25 protein-coding genes are annotated in these 23,679 nt (G+C 63.5%); 11 read left to right on the top strand and 14 right to left on the bottom strand.

Annotation, left to right across the window (positions count from 1 at the left end):
* Positions 1 to 26: 26 nt before the first annotated feature.
* The 3 genes from JT360_RS02250 to JT360_RS02240 all read right to left on the bottom strand — a co-directional run bounded on the left by JT360_RS02250 (position 27) and on the right by JT360_RS02240 (position 3,881).
* A complete protein-coding gene (locus JT360_RS02250) occupies positions 27 to 1,676 on the bottom strand; it encodes a thiamine pyrophosphate-binding protein (RefSeq protein WP_214469856.1) in 1,650 nt (549 codons plus the stop codon).
* Positions 1,673 to 2,848 carry a CaiB/BaiF CoA transferase family protein gene (locus JT360_RS02245; protein WP_214469855.1) on the bottom strand — a complete coding sequence of 392 codons (1,176 nt, stop codon included), beginning with the start codon at positions 2,846 to 2,848 and terminating at the stop codon, positions 1,673 to 1,675. The genes JT360_RS02250 and JT360_RS02245 overlap by 4 nt, the downstream gene beginning before the upstream one ends.
* 100 nt (positions 2,849 to 2,948) lie before the next feature.
* Positions 2,949 to 3,881 carry an alpha/beta fold hydrolase gene (locus JT360_RS02240; RefSeq protein ID WP_214469854.1) on the bottom strand — a complete coding sequence of 311 codons (933 nt, stop codon included), beginning with the start codon at positions 3,879 to 3,881 and terminating at the stop codon, positions 2,949 to 2,951.
* 187 nt (positions 3,882 to 4,068) lie between these two features.
* Between JT360_RS02240 and JT360_RS02235 the strand changes: the two genes are divergently transcribed.
* Entirely contained in the window at positions 4,069 to 5,076 is a 1,008-nt protein-coding gene (locus JT360_RS02235) for a ribonuclease T2 family protein (RefSeq protein ID WP_214469853.1), read from the top strand.
* Between the two features lie 46 nt (positions 5,077 to 5,122).
* Here the strand turns inward: JT360_RS02235 and JT360_RS02230 are convergent, their stop codons facing one another.
* Complete coding sequence (locus tag JT360_RS02230; protein ID WP_250888571.1) at positions 5,123 to 5,329, bottom strand: hypothetical protein; 207 nt, start codon at positions 5,327 to 5,329, stop codon at positions 5,123 to 5,125.
* 120 nt (positions 5,330 to 5,449) lie between these two features.
* Here JT360_RS02230 and ettA point away from each other — a divergent pair, with 120 nt between their 5' ends.
* From ettA to JT360_RS02210, 4 genes are all read left to right on the top strand, one after another.
* Entirely contained in the window at positions 5,450 to 7,099 is a 1,650-nt protein-coding gene (ettA, locus tag JT360_RS02225) for an energy-dependent translational throttle protein EttA (protein ID WP_214469852.1), read from the top strand.
* A gap of 66 nt (positions 7,100 to 7,165) precedes the next feature.
* Positions 7,166 to 7,936 (top strand): trans-aconitate 2-methyltransferase, encoded by a 771-nt coding sequence (tam, locus tag JT360_RS02220; RefSeq protein ID WP_214469851.1) that lies wholly within the window; start codon positions 7,166 to 7,168, stop codon positions 7,934 to 7,936.
* 107 nt (positions 7,937 to 8,043) lie between these two features.
* The gene (locus tag JT360_RS02215; protein ID WP_214469850.1) at positions 8,044 to 8,379 is read left to right on the top strand and encodes a hypothetical protein; all 336 of its coding nucleotides are present in this window, start codon (positions 8,044 to 8,046) and stop codon (positions 8,377 to 8,379) included.
* A 125-nt stretch (positions 8,380 to 8,504) separates the two neighbouring features.
* Positions 8,505 to 9,626, top strand: coding sequence for a beta-ketoacyl-ACP synthase III (locus JT360_RS02210; protein ID WP_214469849.1), 1,122 nt, complete (start codon positions 8,505 to 8,507; stop codon positions 9,624 to 9,626).
* A 4-nt stretch (positions 9,627 to 9,630) separates the two neighbouring features.
* Here the strand turns inward: JT360_RS02210 and JT360_RS02205 are convergent, their stop codons facing one another.
* The 3 genes from JT360_RS02205 to JT360_RS02195 form a co-directional block, all read right to left on the bottom strand.
* Complete coding sequence (locus JT360_RS02205) at positions 9,631 to 10,197, bottom strand: methyltransferase family protein (RefSeq protein WP_214470104.1); 567 nt, start codon at positions 10,195 to 10,197, stop codon at positions 9,631 to 9,633.
* Between the two features lie 106 nt (positions 10,198 to 10,303).
* Positions 10,304 to 10,720, bottom strand: coding sequence for a VOC family protein (locus tag JT360_RS02200; RefSeq protein WP_214470103.1), 417 nt, complete (start codon positions 10,718 to 10,720; stop codon positions 10,304 to 10,306).
* 56 nt (positions 10,721 to 10,776) lie between these two features.
* Complete coding sequence (locus JT360_RS02195) at positions 10,777 to 11,139, bottom strand: hypothetical protein (RefSeq protein WP_250888570.1); 363 nt, start codon at positions 11,137 to 11,139, stop codon at positions 10,777 to 10,779.
* Between the two features lie 126 nt (positions 11,140 to 11,265).
* Here JT360_RS02195 and JT360_RS02190 point away from each other — a divergent pair, with 126 nt between their 5' ends.
* Complete coding sequence (locus tag JT360_RS02190) at positions 11,266 to 11,907, top strand: TetR/AcrR family transcriptional regulator (protein WP_214469848.1); 642 nt, start codon at positions 11,266 to 11,268, stop codon at positions 11,905 to 11,907.
* Between the two features lie 4 nt (positions 11,908 to 11,911).
* Positions 11,912 to 12,529 carry an MOSC domain-containing protein gene (locus tag JT360_RS02185; protein ID WP_214469847.1) on the top strand — a complete coding sequence of 206 codons (618 nt, stop codon included), beginning with the start codon at positions 11,912 to 11,914 and terminating at the stop codon, positions 12,527 to 12,529.
* A gap of 49 nt (positions 12,530 to 12,578) precedes the next feature.
* On the opposite strand, the gene JT360_RS02180 is transcribed toward JT360_RS02185, so the two are convergent.
* The 4 genes from JT360_RS02180 to tsaA form a co-directional block, all read right to left on the bottom strand.
* On the bottom strand, positions 12,579 to 13,421 hold the full coding sequence (locus JT360_RS02180; RefSeq protein WP_214469846.1) for an SDR family oxidoreductase: 843 nt from the start codon (positions 13,419 to 13,421) through the stop codon (positions 12,579 to 12,581).
* A 132-nt stretch (positions 13,422 to 13,553) separates the two neighbouring features.
* Positions 13,554 to 14,516, bottom strand: coding sequence for a D-amino acid aminotransferase (locus JT360_RS02175; protein ID WP_214469845.1), 963 nt, complete (start codon positions 14,514 to 14,516; stop codon positions 13,554 to 13,556).
* 128 nt (positions 14,517 to 14,644) lie between these two features.
* Entirely contained in the window at positions 14,645 to 14,959 is a 315-nt protein-coding gene (locus tag JT360_RS02170) for a DUF2293 domain-containing protein (RefSeq protein WP_214469844.1), read from the bottom strand.
* Positions 14,956 to 15,495 (bottom strand): tRNA (N6-threonylcarbamoyladenosine(37)-N6)-methyltransferase TrmO, encoded by a 540-nt coding sequence (tsaA, locus tag JT360_RS02165; protein ID WP_214469843.1) that lies wholly within the window; start codon positions 15,493 to 15,495, stop codon positions 14,956 to 14,958. The genes JT360_RS02170 and tsaA overlap by 4 nt, the downstream gene beginning before the upstream one ends.
* A 197-nt stretch (positions 15,496 to 15,692) precedes the next feature.
* Between tsaA and JT360_RS02160 the strand changes: the two genes are divergently transcribed.
* A complete protein-coding gene (locus JT360_RS02160; protein ID WP_214469842.1) occupies positions 15,693 to 16,715 on the top strand; it encodes an ArsR/SmtB family transcription factor in 1,023 nt (340 codons plus the stop codon).
* Positions 16,715 to 17,632, top strand: coding sequence for a methylenetetrahydrofolate reductase [NAD(P)H] (gene metF / locus JT360_RS02155; protein ID WP_214469841.1), 918 nt, complete (start codon positions 16,715 to 16,717; stop codon positions 17,630 to 17,632). Before JT360_RS02160 ends, metF begins: the two co-directional genes overlap by 1 nt.
* A gap of 384 nt (positions 17,633 to 18,016) precedes the next feature.
* On the opposite strand, the gene JT360_RS02150 is transcribed toward metF, so the two are convergent.
* Entirely contained in the window at positions 18,017 to 19,021 is a 1,005-nt protein-coding gene (locus tag JT360_RS02150) for a DMT family transporter (protein WP_250888569.1), read from the bottom strand.
* Positions 19,022 to 19,237: 216 nt separating this feature from the next.
* On the opposite strand from JT360_RS02150, the gene JT360_RS02145 reads away from it, so the two are divergent.
* The gene (locus JT360_RS02145) at positions 19,238 to 20,458 is read left to right on the top strand and encodes an alanine racemase (RefSeq protein WP_214469840.1); all 1,221 of its coding nucleotides are present in this window, start codon (positions 19,238 to 19,240) and stop codon (positions 20,456 to 20,458) included.
* Here the strand turns inward: JT360_RS02145 and JT360_RS02140 are convergent.
* On the bottom strand, positions 20,455 to 21,186 hold the full coding sequence (locus tag JT360_RS02140) for an SDR family oxidoreductase (protein ID WP_214469839.1): 732 nt from the start codon (positions 21,184 to 21,186) through the stop codon (positions 20,455 to 20,457). The two genes, JT360_RS02145 and JT360_RS02140, sit on opposite strands and share 4 nt — an antisense overlap.
* Before the next feature lie 127 nt (positions 21,187 to 21,313).
* Here JT360_RS02140 and JT360_RS02135 point away from each other — a divergent pair, with 127 nt between their 5' ends.
* Positions 21,314 to 22,219, top strand: a complete 906-nt coding sequence (locus JT360_RS02135; RefSeq protein WP_214469838.1) for a LysR family transcriptional regulator — start codon at positions 21,314 to 21,316, stop codon at positions 22,217 to 22,219.
* Between the two features lie 113 nt (positions 22,220 to 22,332).
* On the opposite strand, the gene JT360_RS02130 is transcribed toward JT360_RS02135, so the two are convergent.
* Positions 22,333 to 23,514 (bottom strand): lytic murein transglycosylase, encoded by a 1,182-nt coding sequence (locus JT360_RS02130; RefSeq protein ID WP_214469837.1) that lies wholly within the window; start codon positions 23,512 to 23,514, stop codon positions 22,333 to 22,335.
* Positions 23,515 to 23,679: the final 165 nt, after the last annotated feature.

The following is a 23,679-nucleotide window of genomic DNA, read 5'->3' as shown; positions in this document are numbered from 1 at the left end:
CGAAAGGCATTAGGCTGCCTTTCGCCTTAGCTCTTGTCGCGGATTTGCGTCATCGTCCGGGTCGGCGTGATGGCTTCGGGGTCGAGCCTGATTTCGACGATTGATGGCTTGCCGCTGGCGCGGGCACGCTCGAAGGCGGCCGCGAAATCCGCCGTCTTCTCGACCGTCTCGCCATGGCCGCCATAGGCGCGGGCCAAGGCTGCGAAGTCCGGGTTCTTGAGATCGGTCGCGACGACGCGGCCGGGATATTCGCGCTCCTGGTGCATGCGGATGGTGCCGTAGATGCCGTTGTTGACGACGACGACGACGATCGGCAGATCATACTGCACGGCGGTGGCGAATTCCTGCCCGTTCATCAGGAAGCAGCCGTCGCCGGCGAAGGCGACCACGGTGCGATCGGGGAACAGCTCCTTGGCTGCGACGGCTGCCGGGGTGCCATAGCCCATCGAACCCGATGTCGGCGCTGCCTGCGTGGCGAAGCGGCGGAAGCGGTGGAAACGGTGCACCCAGGTGGCGTAATTGCCGGCGCCGTTGGTGAGGATGGCGTCGTCAGGCAGCATCTTTTCCAGATAGGTCATGATCGGCCCCATCTGGACCGGGCCAGGACCGCTTTCCGGCGGTGTCGACCAGTCGAGATAGGCGGCGTGCAGTTTGGTTGTTTCGTCCGCCCATCCCGGCGCAGCAGCCGGCTTGCGCTTGGCAAAAGCTTCGACAAAGGCGGACGGCGAGGCATTGATCGCCAGTGTCGGCCGATAGACACGGCCGAGTTCGCTGGCGTCTGCATGGACATGCACCAGCGGTTGGTCGGGGTAGGGGCTTTTCAGCAGCGTGTAGTCTGAGGACGGCATTTCGCCCATCCGGCCGCCGATGAGCAGCACGAGGTCGGCCTGCTTGATCGTGGTGGCCAACTTTGGATTGATGCCGATGCCGACGTCGCCGGCATAGTTCGGGTGCAGATGGTCGAACAGCATCTGGCGGCGAAAGGAGCAGCCGACAGGCAGCGACCACGCCTCGGCGATCGCCCGCATCCGCGCCACGGTCTCCGCGTCCCAGCGCGTGCCGCCGAGGATGACAAAGGGGCGCTTGGCCTGGGCCAGCAGCTTTTCCAGCGCATCGAGTTCGGCTTCGCCCGGCCAGGTTTCGACCGGCGTGTACGGCAAGGCGATCGGCGCTTCGACGACGCTGGTCAGCATGTCCTCGGGCAGCGAGATGACGACCGGGCCGGGGCGGCCCGATGTCGCCACCGCGAAGGCGCGGGTGACGAATTCGGGGACGCGCGCGGCGTCGTCGATCTCGACCACCCATTTGGCGATGTCGCCAAAAAACCTCTTGTAATCCACCTCCTGGAACGCCTCGCGCTCCTTGGCGTGGCTGGCGACCTGACCGATGAACAGAATGAGCGGCACCGAATCCTGCATGGCGATGTGGATGCCGGCAGAGGCATTGGTGGCGCCGGGGCCGCGGGTAACGAAGCAGATGCCGGGCTTGCCGGTCAGGCGGCCGTGGCAGTCGGCCATCATCGCCGCACCGCCTTCCTGGCGGCAGACGATGGTGCGGATCGTGGAATCGTGCAGCGCATCGAGCACCGCCAGATAGGATTCGCCGGGCACGCAATAGATGCGGTCGGTGCCGTTGGCTTCGAGCGCGTCGACGATCAGTTGTCCGCCGGTCTTCATTTCCCAGATCTCTCCAGTTCGGCAAGGATTTCTTGCGTGTGCTCGCCCAGGCGCGGCGAGGGGCGCTCATAGACGAGCGGGGTGCCGGACATCACCATCGGCGCGCGCACCGAGGGCAGAAAATTGCCATGGCCATCGTCGAGGTCGAGCCGCATGCCGCGCGCGATCGTCTGCGGATCGGCAAACATCTGGCCAATCGTGTTGATCGGGCTCGCCGGCACACCAGCCGCTTCCAGCTTCGCCAGCAGCGGATCGCGATCCAAGGTCTTCAGCGCCTCGATCATGCGTTCGCGCAGCTTGACCCGGTTGGCGACGCGAGCTGGATTGGTGGCGAAATCTGGATTTGCAGGCAAATCGTCCAACCCGACGGCCGCACAGAATCTGGCGAACTGGCCGTCATTGCCGACCGCCAGGATGATGTGGCCGTCCCGGACCGGCACCACCTCGTAAGGGGCGATGTTCATGTGCGCGTTGCCCATCTGCACCGGCGACTTGCCGGAGACGAGATAGTTGAGGTTCTGGTTGCCGAGCGCCGAGATCTGGGTGTCGAACAGCGCCATGTCGATGTGCTGACCTTCGCCGGTCTGCTCGGCGTGGCGCAAGGCTGCCTGGATGGCAATGACGGAATAGAGGCCGGTGAAAATGTCCGAGATGGCGACGCCGGCCTTTTGCGGTTCGCGCCCGACCTCACCGGTGATCGACATCATGCCGGCCATGGCCTGGATGATGAAATCGTAGCCGGCGCGCGGCGCATACGGCCCATCCTGGCCAAACCCTGTGATGGAGCAATAGACGAGACGCGGGTTGATCTCTCGCAGGCTGTCGTAATCCAGGCCGTACTTTTTGAGGCCACCGAGCTTGAAGTTCTCGATCAGCACATCCGAGGTGGCGACCAGCCGGCGCACTGTCTCGGCGCCCTCGGGCGTTGAAAAATCGATGGCGATCGAGCGCTTGCCGCGGTTGCAGGAATGGTAATAGGCGGCCGACAGGTTCTCGCCGTCCTTACCCATGACGAAGGGCGGACCCCATTTGCGGGTGTCGTCGCCGCCATCAGGGCTTTCGACCTTGATGACATCGGCGCCGAGATCGGCAAGCAACTGCCCGGCCCAGGGCCCCGCAAGGATGCGGGCGAGTTCGACGACGCGGACGCCTTTCAGGGGTGGTTCGGCCATAAATCACCGTGGTTGCCGCAATCACTGTGATTGCTGCGAAAGCAGAGCCTCTATCAAGCCCGGCATCGGCTGTCACGGTCCTTGCAATGGGCCAATCCCTTCATTTCCCGAGCACGGCTTCGGTCCAGGCGGCGAAATCGTCCATGATGACGTCCCGGTTCACCTCGTTCAGGCTTTCGTGGCGAGTGTCGGCGTAAACCTTTGAAACGAGATTCGAAAAGCCCATCTTGCGCATGCGTTTGGCGAGATGGGTGATGCCTTTGCCATAATCCGAAGCCGGATCCTTCTCGCCGCCAACGACGCTGACGGGAAGGTCGCGCCGTATACCGGCAAAGCCGGCATCTTTGCCGCCGTTGAGCGCCATCGAGACCACGTCCCGCCACATCGACACCGAAGCGTCCCAGCCGCACAGCGGGTCGGCGATGTATTTCGCCACCTCCGCCTCGTCGCGCGACAGCCAGTCGAACAGTGTGCGGTGGTTGGGCACAGCCTTGCCCCAGGCCTGGAAGGTGAGCTTCGGCAGCAGGCGCGACGGGACGTCGGAACCCAGCCGCATGCGTTCCCAGGCAAGAATGCCGAGTGCCACCTGTCCGAGCAGGCCAGCTGAAAAGTTGCCGTTCCAGATCGCGGCGGCATGGATGCGGGATGAGTGAGCCCGGAGGTAGTTGAGCGCTACGGAGGCGCCCATCGAATGGCCGAAGAGGATGACCGGCAGGTTCGGCTGTTCGCTGGCGATGAGGTCGTGGACGGCGTCGACGTCGGCGATCACCTTGGCCGGGCCATTCCGGTCGGCGAATCTGCCGAGCGGCGCGTCCGGCGCCTTGGTCGCACCGTGGCCGCGATGGTCGTGGACATAGACATGGAAGCCGCGTTGGGCGAGGAAATCGGCGAAACGGGCATAGCGCGCGGCATGCTCGGCCAATCCGTGATTGATCTGGACGACCGCGCGTGGCTTGCCGTCAGCCTGCCTGATGAGGAGATTGAGGTTGGCGCCCGTCGGCGAACGAACCGAGCGCTGCTGATTGAATGACATGGCCGCCCGGTTCCCCGCCGTGTTCTGTCTGATAGGGGTTTTGTTTGCGCCGATGCCGGTTTTGCGTCAATCCACAGCAACGGCTTTTGCGCGCGGATGTTTCTTGCGTTTGGCCTGCAAAATATCGCAATTCTGACATGGAGACAGCTTCAGTCTGTCGCCCACTTTCTTCAGCCGGGGATTTCATATGCGCATTGGTGTTGTTTTCGGATTGGCCATGCTGGCGGCCTCGCTGGCCGGTGCCGCGAATGCCGACGTCAAGCTGAGCGGCACCTTCGTCGCCGACGCCGCCTGTCCGGCAACGCAGGCCATCAAGAACGGCAAGAACCCTGGCAATGTCTCCACCGATGCCGGGCAAAGCTATCAACTGCTGGCCGGCAACAAGGATGCGCCGACGCACTACCTCATCCTGGTGCCGGGCGCCGATCCGGAACGCCGCTGGGTGAAGGTCAGCTGCGGCCACCTGTCGGGCAGCAGTGCCGCGACGGTGCCGGCAGCACCTGGCGGACAAGGCAAGCCGGCGGCCTCGGGAAAGCCCGAATATGTCTTCGCGCTGAGCTGGCAGCCGGCTTTCTGCGAGACCAAGTCGAACAAGACCGAATGCAAGGCGCAGAACCCGAACGAATTCGATGCCACCAACTTCACGTTGCACGGCCTGTGGCCACAGCCGAACGGCAATTTCTATTGCCAGGCCTCGGCGAACGACAAGGCCAACGACAATCCGGCTCACTGGAAGGACCTGCCGCCGGTCAATCTGGACGCCGGCACGCGCAAGGAACTCGATCAGGTGATGCCGGGCACGGCCTCCCAGCTCGAGCGGCATGAATGGATCAAGCACGGCACCTGCTACGGCAAAAGCCAGCAGGAATACTTCTCCGACGCGCTCAGCCTGATGCGACAGGTGAACAACTCGCCGGTGCGCGAACTCTTCGCCAAGAATATTGCCGGCAAGCTGACGGCTGACCAGATCCGCGGCGCTTTCGATCAGGCCTTCGGCGCGGGGGCGGGGGATCGCGTGCGGGTGTCCTGCGTCATCGATCCTTCGAACGGCCGGCGGCTGATCGGCGAACTGACGCTCGGCCTCGCCGGCCCGATCGGCCCGAACAGCTCGCTCAAGGATTTGCTGCTGGCCTCGGTGCCGACCAACAAGGCCGGTTGTCCGACCGGCACGGTCGACGCGATCGGGTTCCAGTAACGGGCTGTCGCTACGCCAGCCCCAGCTAAAGTCGTAACGAACAGAACTAGATCCGCGCGGAGCTGGTCCAGGCAACCGCGGTATCGGCCTCGTGGCCGCCCGGCTCGCCGACGGCGCGGTCACGTCCGGTCGACTTGGCCTTGTAGAGGCGCTGGTCGGCGAGAGCGAACAGGTCGGCAAGGCAGGTCGTTGTTTCGCTGATCGGAGATTTCCGCGCACCAGCGACCGGTTGAAAACCCGACGGTCGGTGCACACTTGTCCGTGTGGCGGCTTGATGTGGTGAAAGCGATTGCCGTTCGCCGCCGCATCGCCTACATAGCGGCCAACCTCCATTCAAATCGACAATCAAGTCAGTTTTTCAGGGAAAGCGCGCGTGGCACGCCAGTTCATCTATCACATGGCCGGCCTCAACAAGGCCTACGGCACCAAGAAGGTGCTCGAGAACATTCATCTGTCCTTCTATCCCGATGCCAAGATCGGCATTCTGGGCCCCAACGGCGCCGGCAAGTCGACGATCCTCAAGATCATGGCCGGCATCGACAAGGAGTGGAGCGGCGAAGCCTGGCTCGCCGAAGGCGCCACAGTCGGCTACCTGGCGCAGGAGCCGGCGCTCGACCCGAAGAAGACGGTGTTCGAGAACGTCATGGAAGGCGTCGCCGCCAAGACCGCCATCATCGAACGCTACAACGAATTGATGATGAACTACTCCGACGAGACGGCCGACGAGTCGGCCAAGCTCCAGGACGAGATGGACCGGCTGAACCTTTGGGATCTCGAACAGCAGGTCGAGATGGCGATGGAAGCGCTGGGCTGCCCGCCCAAGGATGCCGACGTCACCAAGCTTTCCGGCGGTGAACGCCGCCGCGTCGCGCTTTGCCAGCTTCTGCTGCGCCAGCCCGACCTTCTGCTGCTCGACGAACCGACCAACCATCTCGACGCCGAAACCACGGCGTGGCTGGAAAAGCATCTGCGCGCCTATCCGGGCGCGGTGATGATCATCACCCACGATCGCTACTTCCTCGACAATGTCACCGGCTGGATCCTCGAGCTCGATCGCGGCCGCGGCATTCCCTATGAGGGCAACTACACCAAATATCTCGAAGCCAAGGCCAAGCGCCTCAAGCAGGAAGGCCGTGAGGACGACGCCCGCCAGCGCGCCATCGGCCGCGAGCGCGAGTGGATCCAGTCGAGCCCGAAGGCCCGCCAGACCAAGTCCAAGGCGCGTATTCAGGCTTTCCAGGACCTGCTGGATGCAGCCGACAGCCGCCGCCCGACCGACACCCAGATCGTCATTCCGCATGGCGAACGGCTCGGCAATGTGGTGATCGAGGTCGACGGCCTGTCGAAGGGCTTTGGCGACACGCTGCTGATCGAAGGCCTGGAGTTCAAGCTGCCGCCGGGCGGTATCGTCGGCGTCATCGGTCCGAACGGCGCCGGCAAGACGACGCTGTTCCGCATGATCACGGGCCAGGAAAAGCCGGATGCCGGCACGATCCGCGTCGGCGAGACGGTCAAGCTTGGCTATGTCGACCAGAGCCGTGATGCGCTCGATCCGTCAAAGACCGTCTGGGAAGAGATTTCGGGCGGCGCCGAAGTGGTCAAGCTCGGCAAGTTCGAGGCCAACACGCGTGCCTATTGCGCATCGTTCAACTTCCGTGGCGGCGACCAGCAGCAGAAGGTCGGCAACCTCTCCGGCGGCCAGCGCAACCGTGTGCACCTGGCCAAGATGCTGAAGACCGGCGGCAATGTGCTGCTGCTCGACGAACCGACCAACGATCTGGATACGGAAACGCTGGCGGCACTCGAAGACGCGCTGGAAAATTTCGCCGGCTGCGCCGTCATCATCTCGCACGATCGCATGTTCCTCGACCGACTGGCGACGCACATCCTCGCCTTCGAGGGTGACAGCCATGTCGAATGGTTCGAGGGCAATTTCGAGGATTACGAGCAAGATAAGATCCGCCGCCTCGGCCCCGAAGCGGTCAACCCGCACAGGATGACGTATAAGAGGCTGACGCGGTAAGGGGATCACACCGAAGCGGTAAGGGCATTGGGGCGGCGCATTCTCAAGGCGATATGAGGAGCTCGAATGGCTGACTGGTCCGCCGCCCAATATCTGAAATTCGAGGACGAGCGCACGCGCCCGGCGCGGGATCTGGTGGCCCAGGTGCCGGTCGACTTCCCGCGCCGGGTGGTCGACATCGGCTGCGGGCCGGGCAATTCGACCGAATTGCTGGTCGAGCGCTGGCCGGATGCCGAGGTGAGGGGCTTCGACACCTCTCCCGACATGATCGAAAAGGCGAGGGCGCGCCTGCCTGAGGTCAGCTTCGATCTCGCCGATGCCTCGACATGGCAGCCGGCTGCGGCGGTCAACGTGATTTTTGCTAACGCGGTGTTCCAGTGGCTGCCCACGCATCCTGATGTGTTCCAGCGGCTGATGGGCTTTCTCGCACCCGGCGGCGCGCTGGCTATCCAGATGCCCGACAATATGGCCGAGGATTCGCATCGTCTGATGCAGGAGACCGCCGCCGAGATGCCTTTCGCGGCAAAGATGATGGGCGCGGCGCGTGCGCCGCTGCCGCCGGTGTCGTTCTACTACGACCTTCTGTCGCCGCTCTCCGGTCGGCTGGACATCTGGCACACCATCTACAACCATCCGCTGGCCAATGCCGAGGCGATTGTCGAATGGGTGAAGTCGACGGGACTAAAACCCTTCCTCGATCCGCTGGAGGCGGATGAGCGCAAGATGTTCCTCGACAGCTACACCGCAAGGATCGCCAAGGCCTATCCGAAGACGGCTGACGGCAAGGTGCTGCTGCGCTTCCCGCGCATTTTCATCGTTGCCAAGCGGGCCGGCTAGAAAAGAATTATCCGCATCGCCGCGGTCGATTGCACCGCTTGACCCGGTTTCGCCGTCATGCGCAATTCATCGCCTTGGGATCATGATCGATTGGCTTGGGGTGGACGATGACACTGAAAAAGTTGCTTTACGGCGGCAGCGTGTGCGTGGCGGCATTTCTGACGTTCTCGGTTTCGGCCGAGGCCAAGCGGGCGCGGTGCTTCACCAGTGATGACGGGTATTTTTCGTGCAGCTACCGCATGATCGACGATGCGGGCAGCTTCCGCATCTCGGCACCGGGCCGTCCGACTTATGTGCTCGAGATCGACGGGCCAGGTTTTGCCTATGGCTATGTCAATCTCGGCCGCCGCAACGTGCCGTTGCCGGGACAGTATGTGCGCAGCCGCGATGACGGCGCCTGCTGGAACAACCCGCAGACCAACACCAAGCTGTGCGCCTGGTGAAATCGAGCCGGCCTAAACCTTTGGTTTAAGCCGGCGTAAACCGGCCGAGTGAGAAAAGGGTTGCGCCGAAGTGTTTCGGCGCCCACATGGAACCCGCAACGGCTGCGGATGGGACGGACTGAAACATGCATCGCGTCATCATCAGCGGCATCGGCGCTGAAATTCCTGAAGCTGTCATCACGAATGAAGAACTGGTCGAAAGCTTCAACAGCTGGGTCGACACCGAGAATGCGCGGCGCGAGCTCACCGGTGAGACCTTGCTGCAGAAATCCGACAGCGATTTCATCGTCCATGCCTCGGGTGTGAAATCCCGGCACGTGATCGAGCGTGAAGGCATTCTCGATCCAACCCGCATGACGCCGCGTATTCCGGCGCGCCCTGATGGTGCGTTGTCGCTGGAAGCCGAGTTCGGCATCGCTTCGGCCAGGAAGGCGCTCGACCATGCCGGGCTCGAACCGTCCCAGATCGACCTGATCATCTGCTCGGCCTCGCACCACCAGCGGCCCTATCCGGCGATCGCCATCGAAATGCAGGAGGCGTTGGGCACGACAGGCGCCGGCTTCGACATGGGGCTTGGCTGTTCGTCCGCCGCGGCCGCCCTTCACATGGCCGTCAATCTGGTGCGCTCGGGCGCGCACAAGCGCATTCTGGTGACCACGCCGGAGATCATCACGGGCCACCTCAATTTCCGCGACCGGCAGACGCATTTCATCTTCGGCGACGCCTCGGTGTCGATGGTGGTGGAGGGGCTCGCCCAGGGCGAGAAGCGGCCGGGCCGCTTCGAGGTGCTGGACACGCGCATCTGGACGCAGATGTCGAACAACATCCGCACTAATCTCGGCTACCACACCCGCACCGCCCAGGACGATCCCTATATGATCAACCTGGAAGGCAACCTCATCAAGCAGGTCGGCAACAAGGTGTTCAAGGAAGTCACCGTCGCCGGGCAAAAGTTCATCGTCGAATTCCTGGCCGAGCACGGGCTGACGCCGCAGGCGATCAGGCGCTTCTGGCTGCACCAGGCCAATGCGCGCATGAATGCGATGATCCTGAAACTGTCGTTCGGCCACGAGGTCGATCACGATCGTGCGCCGATGGTGCTGGAGCGGCTGGGCAATACGGCTGGTGCCGGCGCCATCGTCGCGCTGTCGGAGAACCATGCCGACATGAAACCCGGTGATTTCGGCCTGATCTGTGCGTTTGGCGCGGGGTATTCGATAGGCGGCGCGCTGATCAGGATGCTGTGAGACGTCAGGCTGGCGCGAAGGGCACCAGCATCGGCACTCGCCTGGCGTAATCGTCATAGGCGGTGCCGAGTTCGCTGCGCAGGAAACGTTCCTCGAGCTTTGCCTTCATGACGATGCCGATGGTGAGCAGGACCGCGCCGACGACGCCCCAGACGGTGCCTTTCGCCGCCATCGTAGCCAGGATTCCCAAGAGCAGCCATGTGTAGATCGGGTGCCGAACGAGGCCATAAGGGCCGGTGTCGACGACGCGGTGTTCGGCCTTGGCGGTGACCGTTCCCGACCACAGCCGGCCAAGATGCAGCCGCGCCCACCATGAGAAGGCGAGGCCGATAGCGATCAGCGAGACGCAGATCCAGACCACGGTAAGGTCGGGAAACCACAGGCGAAAGCGGCCGACATAGTTATGCGCCGGAATGAACAGCAGGATGGTGCCGGGCACCAGCACCGCACGGTAGGGTGCCTCCGCCTGAAAGCCGGCGCGCTTCCGTGCCGGGTCGGCCCAGAACGCCGCCGCGCCCCACGACACCGCCCAGATCAGCCAAAGCAGCACGATTGCCGTACCGGGGCGCATCACGAACCTCTGCCAACTTCGTCTGGGCGATACCATGAAGCCGGCTCGGCGCGGCAGCAATGCGGCGCCGGTTCGATTTTCCGGTAAGAAGATCGTGATCCTCGCCTCATTCACTTGGACAGCTGAACATCCACTGCACGCCAAAGGCGTCGACCAGCATGCCGAAGAAGGTTCCCCAATATTGCCTTGCCAGGGGCACGGTGATCCGGCCGCCCGCCGCCATGCGGACGAAAAGCTCATGCATGGTGGCCAGGTCGTCGAATTCCAGCATCATGGCGGAGCCTTTCATCGGCTCCGCATCGTCATTGTCGGAGGCATGGAACAGCACGCCTGGACCGTCGAAGCGCGCATGCAGGATTTTTCCGCGCATGGCTTCGGTTCGCACCGGCATGTTGTTGTCGCCCCAGCGCAGCAGGATCGTTCCCCTGCCAAGGCCGCACTGTTCGTAAAAGGCCAATGCCGGCTCGCAGCTGGTGGTGAAGAACAGCGAAGGGGAGAGCCGCTTCCTACCGCTCCTCGCCAGGTCAGTGCGCGGCGGCGGTGGCAGCGGCGATGAGCGCGTCGCCGGTATATTGGCTGTCACCAATGCCCCAGCCGCCGTCGGGCGCGTTGACGATGTTGATCCAGGTGTTCTCGGCCTTCCGGCACGCAGAGTTCGGCGACAATCCGGGCTGCAGTGGTGATGAAGGCCTTGCGGGATTCGACCGAACCAAGCCCGATATTGGGCAGTTTCAACTCCACCATAACGACGGGCCGGTTGGTGCCGCCGGCATAGATGTTGCGCGGCGGCAGGACATGGACCGTGCCGCCGACGATTGCCGTGAAGAACGAGTTGCCGGTGGCGCCGGAGGCTTCGATGAGGGCGGCGCTGAGGCGCGGCAGGATTTCGCGCTCGCCGGCCGGAGTCAGTACGCCTTCCGGGGCGGTCACGGTGATTGGCATTTCGGCTCTCCTTGGTCCTCGGGATCGCATGGCCCAGCCGGAAGATTGTCGTCCGGCTTGCCATGTTTCGTATCAATTGTTACGTTATGCGAAACGAGGAAGTCAACAGGTTTCGTATCGATCACTATGGAAGATTTGGAAAAGCCGCGCGGCGGCCGGCCGCGTGCATTCGATCCCGACCGGGCGCTGGACGCGGCAATGCATCTGTTCTGGGAACATGGCTATGAGGCGACGTCGCTCGCCATGCTGCGCGAGGCGATGGGGCTGACGCCGCCGCAGATCTACAATGCCTTCACCGACAAGGAGACTTTGTTCCGCAAGGCGCTGACGCGCTACCATGAGACGGAGATCGGCTTTGCGCTGGAGGCGCTGAGTGCGCCGGTGTCGACGCGGGAGGCGGTCCGGCGGTTGCTGCTCGGGGCGGCGGAGGCGTATTCCAGGCCCGGCAAGCCGGGTGGATGCCTTTTCGTCAGCGGCGCCCTGGCTGCCTCGCCGCAGGCGCAAGCCATTGCGGATGAACTCAAGGCCTACCGCAAGGCGAGTGAGGCGGCGATCGCGGAGCGGCTGGCCAAGGGGAGAGCGGTGGGCGACCTGCCGGAAGGCCTCTCCGTCGAAGGCCTGGCCAAATATATTGCAGGCGTCATGAACGGCATGTCGATCCAGGCGCGGGATGGCGCATCGGTCGAAGAGTTGCGCATTTTGGCCCAAACCGCTCTTGCGGCCTTGCCGGCCGAGGGGCAAAACCAGGACGCGTCATCCAAGGACTGAAGCCATGCTGGATCTCTTCCCCGAGGCCGAGAAGCCAGTCGACATCATCCCGGCAAAGAAGCTTTCCGCCCGCGCCGCAGCACTCTATGTCGCGCCGGCGGATCACTTCCAGACGCGTCCGGTGGAGGAATTGCGGCTCGGCTTCGACGGCATTTCAGGCGATTTCCATGCCGGATCGACGCGCCGCTCTGGCGGCCACGAACCCTGGTATCCGCGCGGCACCGAAATGCGCAACGAACGGCAGCTGTCGATCGTTGCAGTGGATGAGCTGGCCGTCGTCGCCGAACGGATGGGCCTTGCCGAGATCAAGCCGGAATGGATCGGCGCCAATCTGGTGATCGAAGGCGTGCCGCATCTGTCGATGCTGCCGGCCGGCACGCTGCTGTTCTTCAAGGGCGGCGTCACTCTCAAGGTCGACGCACAGAATGGACCGTGCCGCATTGCCGGGCGGTCGATCGCCGAACATGCCGGGATGGCCGATATCGAAGCCGGCGCGCTGTTGTTCCCGAAAGTGGCGAAACGCCTGCGTGGCGTGGTCGCCTGGGTGGAAAAGCCGGGAACGATCAAAGCCGGCGAAGAGATCTCGGCGCGGGTGCCGGAGCAGTGGATCTACCCCGCCTAAGTCAGGAACGGTGTGGCTGCGCCGCCTTGGCCGCGCAGCCGGACCTTGTCTAGGCAGCCTTGCGGTTCTTCTTCGCGCCTTGCGCCATGACGGAAACGTGGTCCCACTTCTCCCAGGTAGCGATCCGGTTGGCGTATTCCTGGCGGATCATCGGCAGGCCGCCATCGCCGAAGAACACACGCAGCGGCGGCTCGGCGGCGTCGACGACGGCCAGCATGGCCGGCCCGGTCGCCTCGGGATCACCGGCCACGGCGCGGCCGCGGCGCTCGGCCATGGCGGCGCGAGCGGGGGTATAGGCATCCATCGGCTTCGACACCTTGGCCGACGGACCAGCCCAGTCGGTGGAGAAACCGCCCGGCTCGACCAGCGTGACATGGATGCCGAATTCCGCGACTTCGAGGCTGAACGACTGGCTGAAGGCTTCCAGCGCCCATTTCGACGCGTGATAGAGGCCGAGCAAGGCAAAGGCGTTGACGCCGCCGATCGACGAGATCTGGATGATGTGGCCGGACCGCTGCGCCCGCATGATCGGCAGTGCGGCCTGCGTGACCCAGAGCGCGCCGAACACATTGGTTTCGATCTGGTCGCGGGCTTCCTGCTCGCTGACTTCCTCGATGGCGCCGAAATGGCCGTAGCCGGCATTGTTGATGACGACGTCCAGCCGGCCAAAGCGCTTATGTGCCTCGGCGACAGCGGCATCGACGGCTTTCTTGTCGGTGACGTCGAGCTTTATCGCGGCGATGCTGTCGCCATACTTCTCGACCAGATCGGCGAGCGTGCCGGTGTCGCGGGCGGTCGCGGCAACGCGGTCGCCACGCGCCAAGGCGGCCTCGGCCCAGACACGGCCAAAGCCTTTCGACGATCCGGTGATGAACCAAACCTTGTTTGTCATGATGTAGAATCCTTGCCCCTGCGGGCGCAATTTTCGGATGAAAGCGGAGGCTTCTCCGCTTTCGGGCATATACGGCCTGTCACGTGATTTTCCAGAGGCGAGGAGAATTTTTTTGAACAGGACGCCCTTTGATCAGGGGTAGGTCACCACGCTCGACCACGCCGGGTCGTCGTGCTTTTGCCAATAGAGTGTCATCAGTCGGCTGGTGATCGGCCCGACCTTGCCGTCGGCGATCGCCGCGCCATCAATCTCGGTCACCGGCATGATGCCACCGGCGGTCGAGGTGATGAAGACCTCGTCTGCCGCCTTGAGCGCGGCGACGCTGACATCGATCGCCGTCGCGGTGAGCCCTTCCTCGCCACAGAGATCGAAAACGGTGCGCCTTGTGATGCCGGGCAGGACGCCGATGGCCGGGGTCGACAGTTTGCCACCCTTGACGCAGAAGACGTTAAAGCCGGGGCCCTCGGCGACATTGCCGTTGAAGTCGAGAATGAGCGCGGTCTCGGCGCCACGGTCATAGGCGTCGTAGAGGCCGCGCACCAGGTCGAGCCAGTGGTAGTTCTTGATCGCCGGGTCGATCGAGGCCGGCGGAATGCGCACCTTGTCGCTGATCGCCACGCGCAGGCCGCGCCGCAACTGCTCGGGATTGGCGACCGAGCCGAACGGCACCGCGAAGGCCATGAAACGGTTGATGGCCTGGCGCGGATCGCGGCTGAAGGCCGGCGAGGTGCCGCGCGTGCACAGCATTTCGACATAGGCGGCACGATGGCCCGACAGCGCGACGCAATTGTGCAGGATCTCGGCCACGCCATCCCTGTCGAAGGGGATCGTCATGCGCAGCTTTTCCAGCCCGCCGAAGAAGCGGTCGAGATGCAAATCGAGGCGGAAGAAGCGGCCGTTCCAGACATGCACCGTGTCATAGGTGGCGTCGGAATGCAGGAACCCCCAGTCCAGGACCGACACCTTGGCTTGCGACATCGGCAGGTACTGGCCGTCGAGGAAAGCGACGCCCTCGGGATAGGAATGCGGGTCGACATGGCGGTCGCTGACCGTCGGCAGCGGCTTTGAATCCTGTTTGGCCGTCGTCTGGTCCATCGGGGCCTCCTCTCGCGCAACGCGGACCGGCAGGCTATCGGCGCCGAGGAGAAGGCATAGAGCCACCCGCCCGGCGCTGTTTGTCCTTCAGGACGATCCGGCCGCGCTGACGCGGCAATAGCGGCGTCTCATTCCTCTTCGTCGTCGGTGTCGAGCAGCCGTGTCGCGCGCCAGCGGGTGAGCACGATGTTGGTCTGCTCGATGACGAAGAAGCGCGCCGAGTCGCGGTCATAGCCCTCGGCGAGCAGTTTTTCGTAGTCGGTGTGCGTATGACGGATGTGGGCAATGATCGCCAGCCACACCGCGATCGTCGGCGGCAAGGTCTTCATATGCACCGAGCCGGCTTCTGTGCGGATCTTTTCCATGTCGGCATAGGGCGCCAGCGGCAGAAGTGCTGTCAGCGCCTTGGCGATGGCGCGGCGGCGGCCGGTCGGCGCCGTCATTGCCGGATCCGATTGGGCCCCTCGCGCCCCTCGACGGTCGCTTCGGCTATGGCGTCGGTCGAGGCGAAGTAAGGCTTGATGTCGATGACCGGCGTGCCGTCGAGCACGTCGATGGCATCGAGATCGATACGTCCTGTGCCGATGTCGAGCGCGACGAGCCTGGCGACATGCAGGCCGACCGGATTGGGCCGGGCAGGGGAGCGCAGGCCGAATACGCCTTTTGCGTCAGCGGCATGGCGGGGTTTCTGCACAATCAGATTCCGCGGCGCATGATGCAGCCAGGACAGGATGACGACGTGGCTGGCGCGCTCCAGGCCTTGCAAGCCGCGGCGGTAGGGCGCATCGATGATCAGCACCGCCGGCTGTCCCGTCTCGCGGGCAGCGCGCATATTCTTCGGGCAAGACTCCCGCGTCGTCCATGGCGAGGCGATGCGGCCGATGAAGACGACGCCGGCGTCCGGCGGCATCATTGCCGGATCGTTTTCCAGCCTCTGCTCGCCTTCGCGTGCCTCGAACATCTCACGAGGTACCGTCATTCTGCCCTTCTCTGTGTCGGTGCATGTCATTGTCCCAAAACCGCTACACGTTTTTGAGCGCCATGCACCGGGAAATCATGCATGCGGCATTTTCTTGTCCGGAAGCGACATAGCGCTTGCAAGGCTTCGAAAATCGACATAAACATATGTTTATATCTTTTTCAAAGTGAATTGCGCTGAAAAAAGAGAATACGCTGATGCATGTCTCGCTCGATACCATGGTTGATACGCTGAAGGCGGCGGCCGAATCCAGCCGCCTGCGCATATTGGCGCTGTTGTCGCGCGGCGACCTCACCGTTTCGGATCTTACCGAAATTCTCGGCCAGTCGCAGCCGCGGGTCTCGCGGCACCTGAAGCTGCTGCTCGAGGCCGGGCTGATCGGCCGCTACCAGGAAGGGTCATGGGCCTTTTTCCGCCTGTCGGATGCCGATTCGGCGCGCGATTTCGTCATGGGTCTGGTTTCCAGCATTCGCGGTGCCGATCCGCAGGTCGAGCGCGACCTCGAGCGGCTGGCGTCGGTCAAACGCAAGCGGCAGGACCGCGCGGCAGAGTATTTTTCCGTCAATGCGGCGAGCTGGGACCATATCCGTTCGCTGCATGTGCCGGACCGCGCGGTCGAGGCCGCGATGCTGAAGCTGGTCGGCAAGCGGCCATTCCAGTCGATGCTTGATCTGGGCACCGGCACCGGACGGCTCCTGGAGATCTTCTCACCGCTCTACCGGCGCGGCGTCGGCATCGACATGTCGCGCGAGATGCTGACCGTGGCGCGCGCCAATCTCGACAGGGCCGGCGTTTCGAATGCGCAGGTGCGGCAGGGCGATATCTTTTCGCCGCCGGTCGAGCGCGATGCGTTCGATCTCGTGACCATCCACCAGGTGCTGCACTATCTCGACGATCCGGCTCGCGCCATCCACGAAGCGGCGCGGCTTTTGCGCCCGGCAGGCCGGCTGGTCATCGTCGATTTTGCCCCGCACACGCTGGAATTCCTGCGTGACGAGCATGCGCATATGCGGCTCGGCTTTTCCGACCGGCAGATCGGCGAGTGGTTTGCCGAGGCCGGCCTTGACCTCGAGGATGCCCAGGAGTTCGAACCGCGCGGCGGCAACGAGGCCAGGCTCACGGTCAAACTCTGGCTTGGCCGCGACCGGCGCCTGCTGATCGCCGATCCTGCCAATGACAGCCAGCAGACCAAAGTGAACTCGATAGGGGAAATCGCCTGATGAACCAGTTCCGCTTTTCCCGCCGCCCCGACATTGGCGACAAGGTCAGGGTTTCCTTCGAATTCTTCCCGCCCAAAAACGACGAGATGGAGGCGAGGCTGTGGGACACTGTCACGCGGCTCGAGCCATTGAAGCCGAAATTCGTCTCGGTGACCTATGGCGCCGGCGGCTCGACGCGTGAGCGCACGGCGCGCACCGTCGGCCGCATCCTGAAGGAGACCAGCCTGACGCCGGCGGCGCACATGACCTGCGTCGATGCTGCCCGCCATCAGGTCGATGCCGTGATCCAGGAATTCGCCGAGTTGGGCGTGAAGCGCTTCGTCGCCCTGCGCGGCGATCCGGCCGCCGGAGTGGGAACCGCCTACCGTCCGCATGCGGACGGCTACGCCAACGGCGCCGAACTGGTTGGCGCGATGAGGGATGCCGGCGACTTCGACATTTCGGTTTCGGCCTATCCCGAGAAGCATCCGGAAAGCCCCGATTTCGCCACCGATATCGACATGCTGAAGCGCAAGGTCGACAATGGCGCGACACGGGCGATCACCCAGTTCTTCTTCGACAACGATCTCTACGAGCGCTATGTCGAGCGCGCGCGCCGCGCCGGCATCTACATCCCGATCGTTCCCGGCATCCTGCCGGTACATAACTTCACCCAGGTCGCCAATTTCTCGGCGCGCTGCGGCGCGCTGGTGCCGGCATGGCTGGCCGAGCGTTTCGAGGGCCTGCAGAACGATCCGCAGACGCATGCGCTGGTGGCGTCGGCGGTGGCCGCCGAGCAGGTTCTCGACCTGGTCGAACGCGGGGTGGGCGACTTTCACTTCTACACCATGAACCGGGCCGATCTGGTTTTCGCCGTCTGCCACATGATCGGCATCCGCTCGCATGAAGCGGAGGCGGCCGGTTCTGCTGCTGCGTAAGCCTCAGTCAGACAAGCAAAAGGCCGGGTAAAAACCCGGCCTTTCGAATTGGTTTGGACTATTTGGTGCTGGTCTCCCCCGGCTTGGCGGGTTCAGGGAAGGACGCCCATAATGAGGGCGCCGATGAAAGCAAACGCAGCACAAATCATCAATGCGTTGATTGGCCTCGTAAGTCCCATGACATAGCCTCCTCTTAAAGAGCTATGACCGAGAGTCTAGGTTCATTTGTGCCACAGGCAAGCGGAAAATGTGCTGCATTGCGACGTGATTGTGGGATTTGCGACCTCGGTGTTGCCGTTAACCGTTGAAACTCCTCGCCAAAACCCGCTTCGGACCTGTGAATAAAATATGGCGGCAACGTGTCGTCGGCGTGTCATGGCAGCGCTACCGCGACGCGAAAGTCGAATTCGACTTTCCCGTCGATGCGGAATTCAGTGAAGTGGTTGAAGCGCGCTTTGCGCACGCGGCGCTCCAACGCCGGGCAAGCAGCCGCCCGTCGATGGTGATCAATCCAAGTGCGATCAGCACCACACCGCCGATCTCGAACAGTTCGAGCCGTTCGCCAAGGAACAGAAAACCGAGCAGCATGGCGCTGGCCGGGACGATCAGCGTGACCAGCGAGGCATTGGTGGCGCCGGCCGAGGCGACGAGATTGAAATAGAGGATGTAGGCAAAGGCGGTGGACAGCAGCGCCAGCGCAAAGACGGCTGCCCATACCGGCGGCGAGGCTGAGAACAGGCCGGCCGGGCCATAGGTGAAAAGCACGATCGGGACCATGATGATGGTCGAGGCGGTCAACTGTCCAGTGGCGAGAACCGCCGAGGGCACGCCCTTGAAACGGCGGGCCACCATCAGCGCCACGCCATAGGATAGCGAAGCGCCGATCAGCGCGAATTTGGCCCAGACCGGCCCGCCAAGCCCGGCAAGCAGGCCGGGGCCGATCATCACCGCCGTGCCGGCAACGCCGAGGGCTACGCCGGCCAGTTTGTTCCAGGAGAGCTTTTCGTCCGATGTCAGCGCGTTGGCGAGGATCAGCGTCCAGAACGGTGTGGTGGCGTTCAGCACCGAAGCGACGCCGGCGCCAAGCTCGGTCTGGCCTGCGAAGATCAGCGAAAACGGCACGACGTTGTTGGTGAAGGCCAGCACGAAGAACAGGCCGGCGTGGGGCAGGGCAAGGCGGAGGGAGGGGCCGCGCAGGCCGAGATAGAGCTGCAGAGCGATTGCCGCGATGGCGACGCGAAACAGCACCAGCACCAGCGGGTGAAGCTCCGCCACGGCAATGCGGGCGAAGAAGAACGAGCCGCCCCAGATCGCGCCGAGCAGCAGAAGCTGTCCCCAGTCGGTGAGCGTCATCGGTCCGCGCGGTATTGATGTCGCTGATATTGCCATGCGGATCGTCCCCCCGATGACGGCCGAAATGGCGGCCAGACTGACAGTCGTCAGGCAGAAGCCATATCGGGTTCGCTGGCAAGGGCCACCCGAAACCTGATCGATGGCCTCCCGACAAAGGCTATTGCCGTTCCGTCAGGTGCACGAGACACAGAATTGTTTTCAACAGCCGCTAGCTTGGATTAATTGTGCGCAGGCCAGGTCGAGGATTCGTCAATGCAGCGATTCGAGAATGCGCACGAGGCGGCTCTGGCGCTTCGCCCGGACGATCCGGTCTATTGCTTCCGCCCGCAGGTGCTGAAGGCCGATGCCAGGCAGTTCATGGGCATGTTCCCCGGCAAGACCGCCTATGCGGTCAAGACCAATGGCGAGCAGATCGTGCTGAAGACACTGGTCGAGGCCGGCGTCACCGCCTTCGACGTTGCTTCGCCGGGCGAATTCGCTGCCGTGCGCGCCGTGTCGCCCGATGCCGAGATGCTCTACATGCACCCGGTCAAGGCGCAATCGGACATCAAGCTGGCGCTGGAGAAATACGGCATCCGCGTCATCTCGCTCGACCATGAGGACGAGATCACCAAGCTGACGCGCGTGGTGCGGGCGCTCGATATCGATCCGGGTGCGATCAGCGTGTTCGTGCGCATCCAGACGAAAGGATCGGCCGCCTACGAACTGTCGAAGAAGTTCGGCGCCGGGCCGGCCTATGCCGTCGAACTCGCCGAGCGGCTGAACCGCACCGGCTACAAGGTCGGGCTTTGCTTCCATGTCGGCAGCCAGATCGAGGATCCCGACACCTATGAGCGGGCGCTGGCCTCGGCCGACTGGGTGCGCAACCGGCTGACCTTCGATATTGCCGGGCTCGACGTCGGCGGCGGCTTTCCGGCCGAATACGGCCATGATCCCAACCGCAAGCAGATCGAGATGCCGTCGCTCGGCCAGATCATGTCGCGGCTTTCCGGCGACCTGAAAGAGTACCAGTTCGACCAGATCCCATTGGTGGCCGAGCCGGGCAGGGTGATCGTGGCGCGCTGCCTGTCGCTGATCGTGCGGGTGCTGCTGCGCAAGGGCAAGCGGCTCTACATCAATGACGGCATCTGGGCGTCGCTGTCGGATTCCTGGACCGGCAAGATCACGCTGCCGGCGCGCTTCATTCCGGATCCCGCGATCCGCTCGCGCAATGGCGAGGAAAAGAACATCGTGCCGTTCAAGGTCTGCGGGGCGACCTGCGATTCCGTCGACATCCTGTCCAGGCCGTTCTGGCTGCCGGAAACGGTCGACACCGGCGACTGGATCGAGATCGGCCATATCGGCGCCTATTCGCTGTCGCTGAGAACCCGCTTCAACGGCTTCTATCCCGATACCTTCGTCGAGGTGGCGACGCCCTTCGACGAGGGCGATGCGCCGCAGGGGTTTGCCAGTTTGGAGACGATGGCGGATTAGGCCACCCCGCCGCCGGCCTGGATATTCCCGCCGGTCAGCCAGCGCGCTTCGTCGCTGGCCAGGAAGACCGCGACATCGGCGACGTCGCGCGGCGCACCGATCCTGCCGAACGGCGACATGTCGGCTGCCACGGTCCGATCCCGCTCGGGAAGCAGGTCCGTGTCGGTGAAGCCCGGCGACAGCGCATTCACTGTGATGCCGCGCGGCCCGAGTTCGCGCGACAGCACGCGGACGAATTGTTCGACGGCGCCCTTGCTGCCGAGATAGAGCGCCGTCTGCGTGAAGAACATCTTCGTGCCGCCGGTGGAGACCGCGATGATGCGGCCGCCATCGCGCACGCGGCGTGCTGCTTCCTGAAGCGTGAAGAAGGTGCCCTTGGCATTGGTGCCGAAGACATGATCGAAATCAGCTTCGGTTGCTTCGGTCAGCGGTTTGATGACGGCGACGCCGACATTGGCGACGACGATGTCGATTGCGCCCAGCTCACTCTCGGCCTCGTCAAACAGGCGGCGGATATCCAAAACGCTGGACATGTCGGCCCGGACGGCGATCGCCTTTCCTCCCTTGCCGGCGATGGCTGCGACCACCTCATCAGCGGCTTTCTGGTTGCCGACATAGTTGACGACGACGGCCGCGCCCTTGGCCGCGAGCCCTTCGGCGATGGCCCGGCCGATGCCGCGCGAACTGCCGGTGACGAGTGCGGTTTTGCCTTGCAAGGACCTGGACATGAAAAGTCTCCTTCAACCATTTCGGACCGGCGTCGATTTGACCGGACCGATGGTCAAGAAATAGCGACATGCAACTGATCAGATAATGGCCTATTATCTGATTGGCTTGTTAACTCAGAGATACACAATGCGTGGGTCCGAATTCACCGAGCTCAAGGCGTTCGCGGCAATCGTGGAGGAGCGTAGTTTCGTCCGCGCCGCCGCTCGGCTGCGCGTGTCGCCGCCGGCGCTCAGCCAGTCGATCCGGCAATTGGAGGCCCGCATCGGCGTCAGGTTGCTGAACCGCACGACGCGAAGTGTCTCACCCACCGCTGCCGGTGATGCGCTGTTTGCGCGCCTTGCGGTTGCTTTCGATGAACTGGAGGGCGCTGTGGCCGACGTTCATGCCGCGCGTGACCGGCCGGCGGGTTCGCTGCGCATCAACGTGCCGCGCGTCGCCGCGATGCGGTTCATCGCGCCGATCCTTGGCGACTTCCAGCGCGCCTATCCCGATATCGCGCTGACCGTCATCGTCGACGACACGTTGGCCGACATTGTCGGGGGACGGTTCGATGCCGGAATCCGGCTGGGCGAACGGCTGGAGAAGGACATGGTGGCGGTGAAACTGAGCGAGGATTTGCAGATGGCCGCGGTGGCCGCTCTCGCCTATCTAGAAAACCGGGCCATACCTCGTCATCCGCAAGAGTTGCACCAGCACCAATGCATCAAATTCCAGTGGCCCGGCGGCGGCAACCTCTATCGATGGGAGTTCGCGCGCGGCAAACGGGCCCTGGAAATCGCCGTCGAGGGCAGCCTGACCGTCAATGACACCGAACTGATGCTCCATGCGGCGCTGGATGGAGCGGGCATCGCTTACATGTTCGACTATCAGGTTCGACCCTGGATCGAGAGGGGCAAGCTGGTCCGTTTTCTGGAATCCTGGTCACCCAGCTTTCCCGGCTTCTATCTATACCACCCAAGCACGCGGCACGTGCCGCCAGCCTTGCGGGCGTTCATCGATTTCGTGCGGGCGAGGGGGATGAGGGAGTTGTGAGTAGTGAGTAGTGAGTAGTGAATAGTGAATATTGAATATTGAATATTGAATAGTGAATAGTGAATAGTGAATAGTAGAGGAACTTCCCTACTCCCTACTCCCTACTCCCTCCTTCACAACTTCCCCAACAGCTCCGGTGTCGGCCAGCCATCCACCGGCAGGCCGAGCCGCATCTGTTCCTTGCGGATCGCTTCGCGGGTGTTGGTTCCCAGGATGCCGTCGACCGTGCCGACATCATAGCCCCTGGCCTCGAGCTTGGTCTGCAGCGCCTTCAATTGTTCGTTGTCGAGGCCTGGTTCGGGATTGCGCGGATCAAGCGGCGGCGCGCCGGCTAGCCGTGCGGCAAGGTTGGCCGCTGTCAGCGCATAGGTGAAGGACTGGTTCCATTCGAGATAGACATCGAAATTGTCGTAGGTGAGGAATGCCGGCCCCTTGCGGCCCATGGGCAGCGCGAGGCCGGCCTTGAGGCCCTTGTCGACCAGCGGCGAGCCGTCGGGATTGGTGACGCCCCACTGCGCCCACTGCGTCAGCGGCAATTTGTTGGTGCGCCCGGTCTGGTCCCAGGGCATCTCGTCGGGCACGCGGACTTCCTGGATCCAGGGCTCGTCGCGCTTCCAGCCGCGCGACAGCACCTTGTTGGCCGTCGTCATGATGACGTCGGGCACGCTGTTGCGGAGGTCGATCTTGCCGTCGCCGTCGCCATCGACACCGCGGGCAAGATAATCCGAAGGCAGGATCTGTGTCTGGCCGATTTCTCCGGCCCAGGCGCCCTTGATGTCGGCCGGCAGTACGCCGTGGTCGATCAGCTCCAGAAGCGGCACGAGCTGCTGGCGGAAGAGCTGCGGGCGGCGGCAATCGTGGGAAAGCGTCACCAGCGCGCTCAGCGTGTGGAAATCGCCCTGCACGGCGCCGAAGTCGGTTTCCAGTGCCCAGAAGGCGGTGATGACAGGCGCCTGGACGCCGAACTGCTGGTCGGCGCGGGCAAAGACGTCGGCGTATTTCTTCAGGTTTGCCGCACCCTGCTTAAGCCGGTAGGCCGAGATCATGCGGTTGGAGAATTCGATGAAGGTCTGGGTGAAAACGCCTTGAGCGCGGTCGCGCGCCAGTGCCCTCTCGTCAAAAGCGGCATCCTCCAGCGCGTCGAGGCCGACGGCACCGACGCCGGCCGCCTTGGCTTCCGCCGCAACGCTCTGCTTCCAGGTCTCGAAGTCGCCGCCGCATTCCTGCGCCACCGCCGGCAAGGCCGTGGCGCACAGGGTCAGCGCAGCCGCGAGGACTTTGGAACGCAGTCGCATCAGCTTCCTTTCGACATTCGGATCCAGGCGACCTGGCGCATTCATCCGGGCGCGCGTCGCCTGGGAATACCGGCGGTTGCACTCTTTTTGCCGCCGGCTTTGTCGAAAAGCAGGCGGCAGCCCCGGTGTCAACGGTTCTTCTGCAGCAGCCATTTATTCCCTGCG

The sequence above is a fragment of the Mesorhizobium sp. dw_380 genome (genome assembly GCF_018588885.1).
GTDB lineage: Bacteria > Pseudomonadota > Alphaproteobacteria > Rhizobiales > Rhizobiaceae > Mesorhizobium.
Note: the sequence above shows the minus strand (reverse complement) of the source record. Positions and strands in the feature narration are given on the sequence as shown.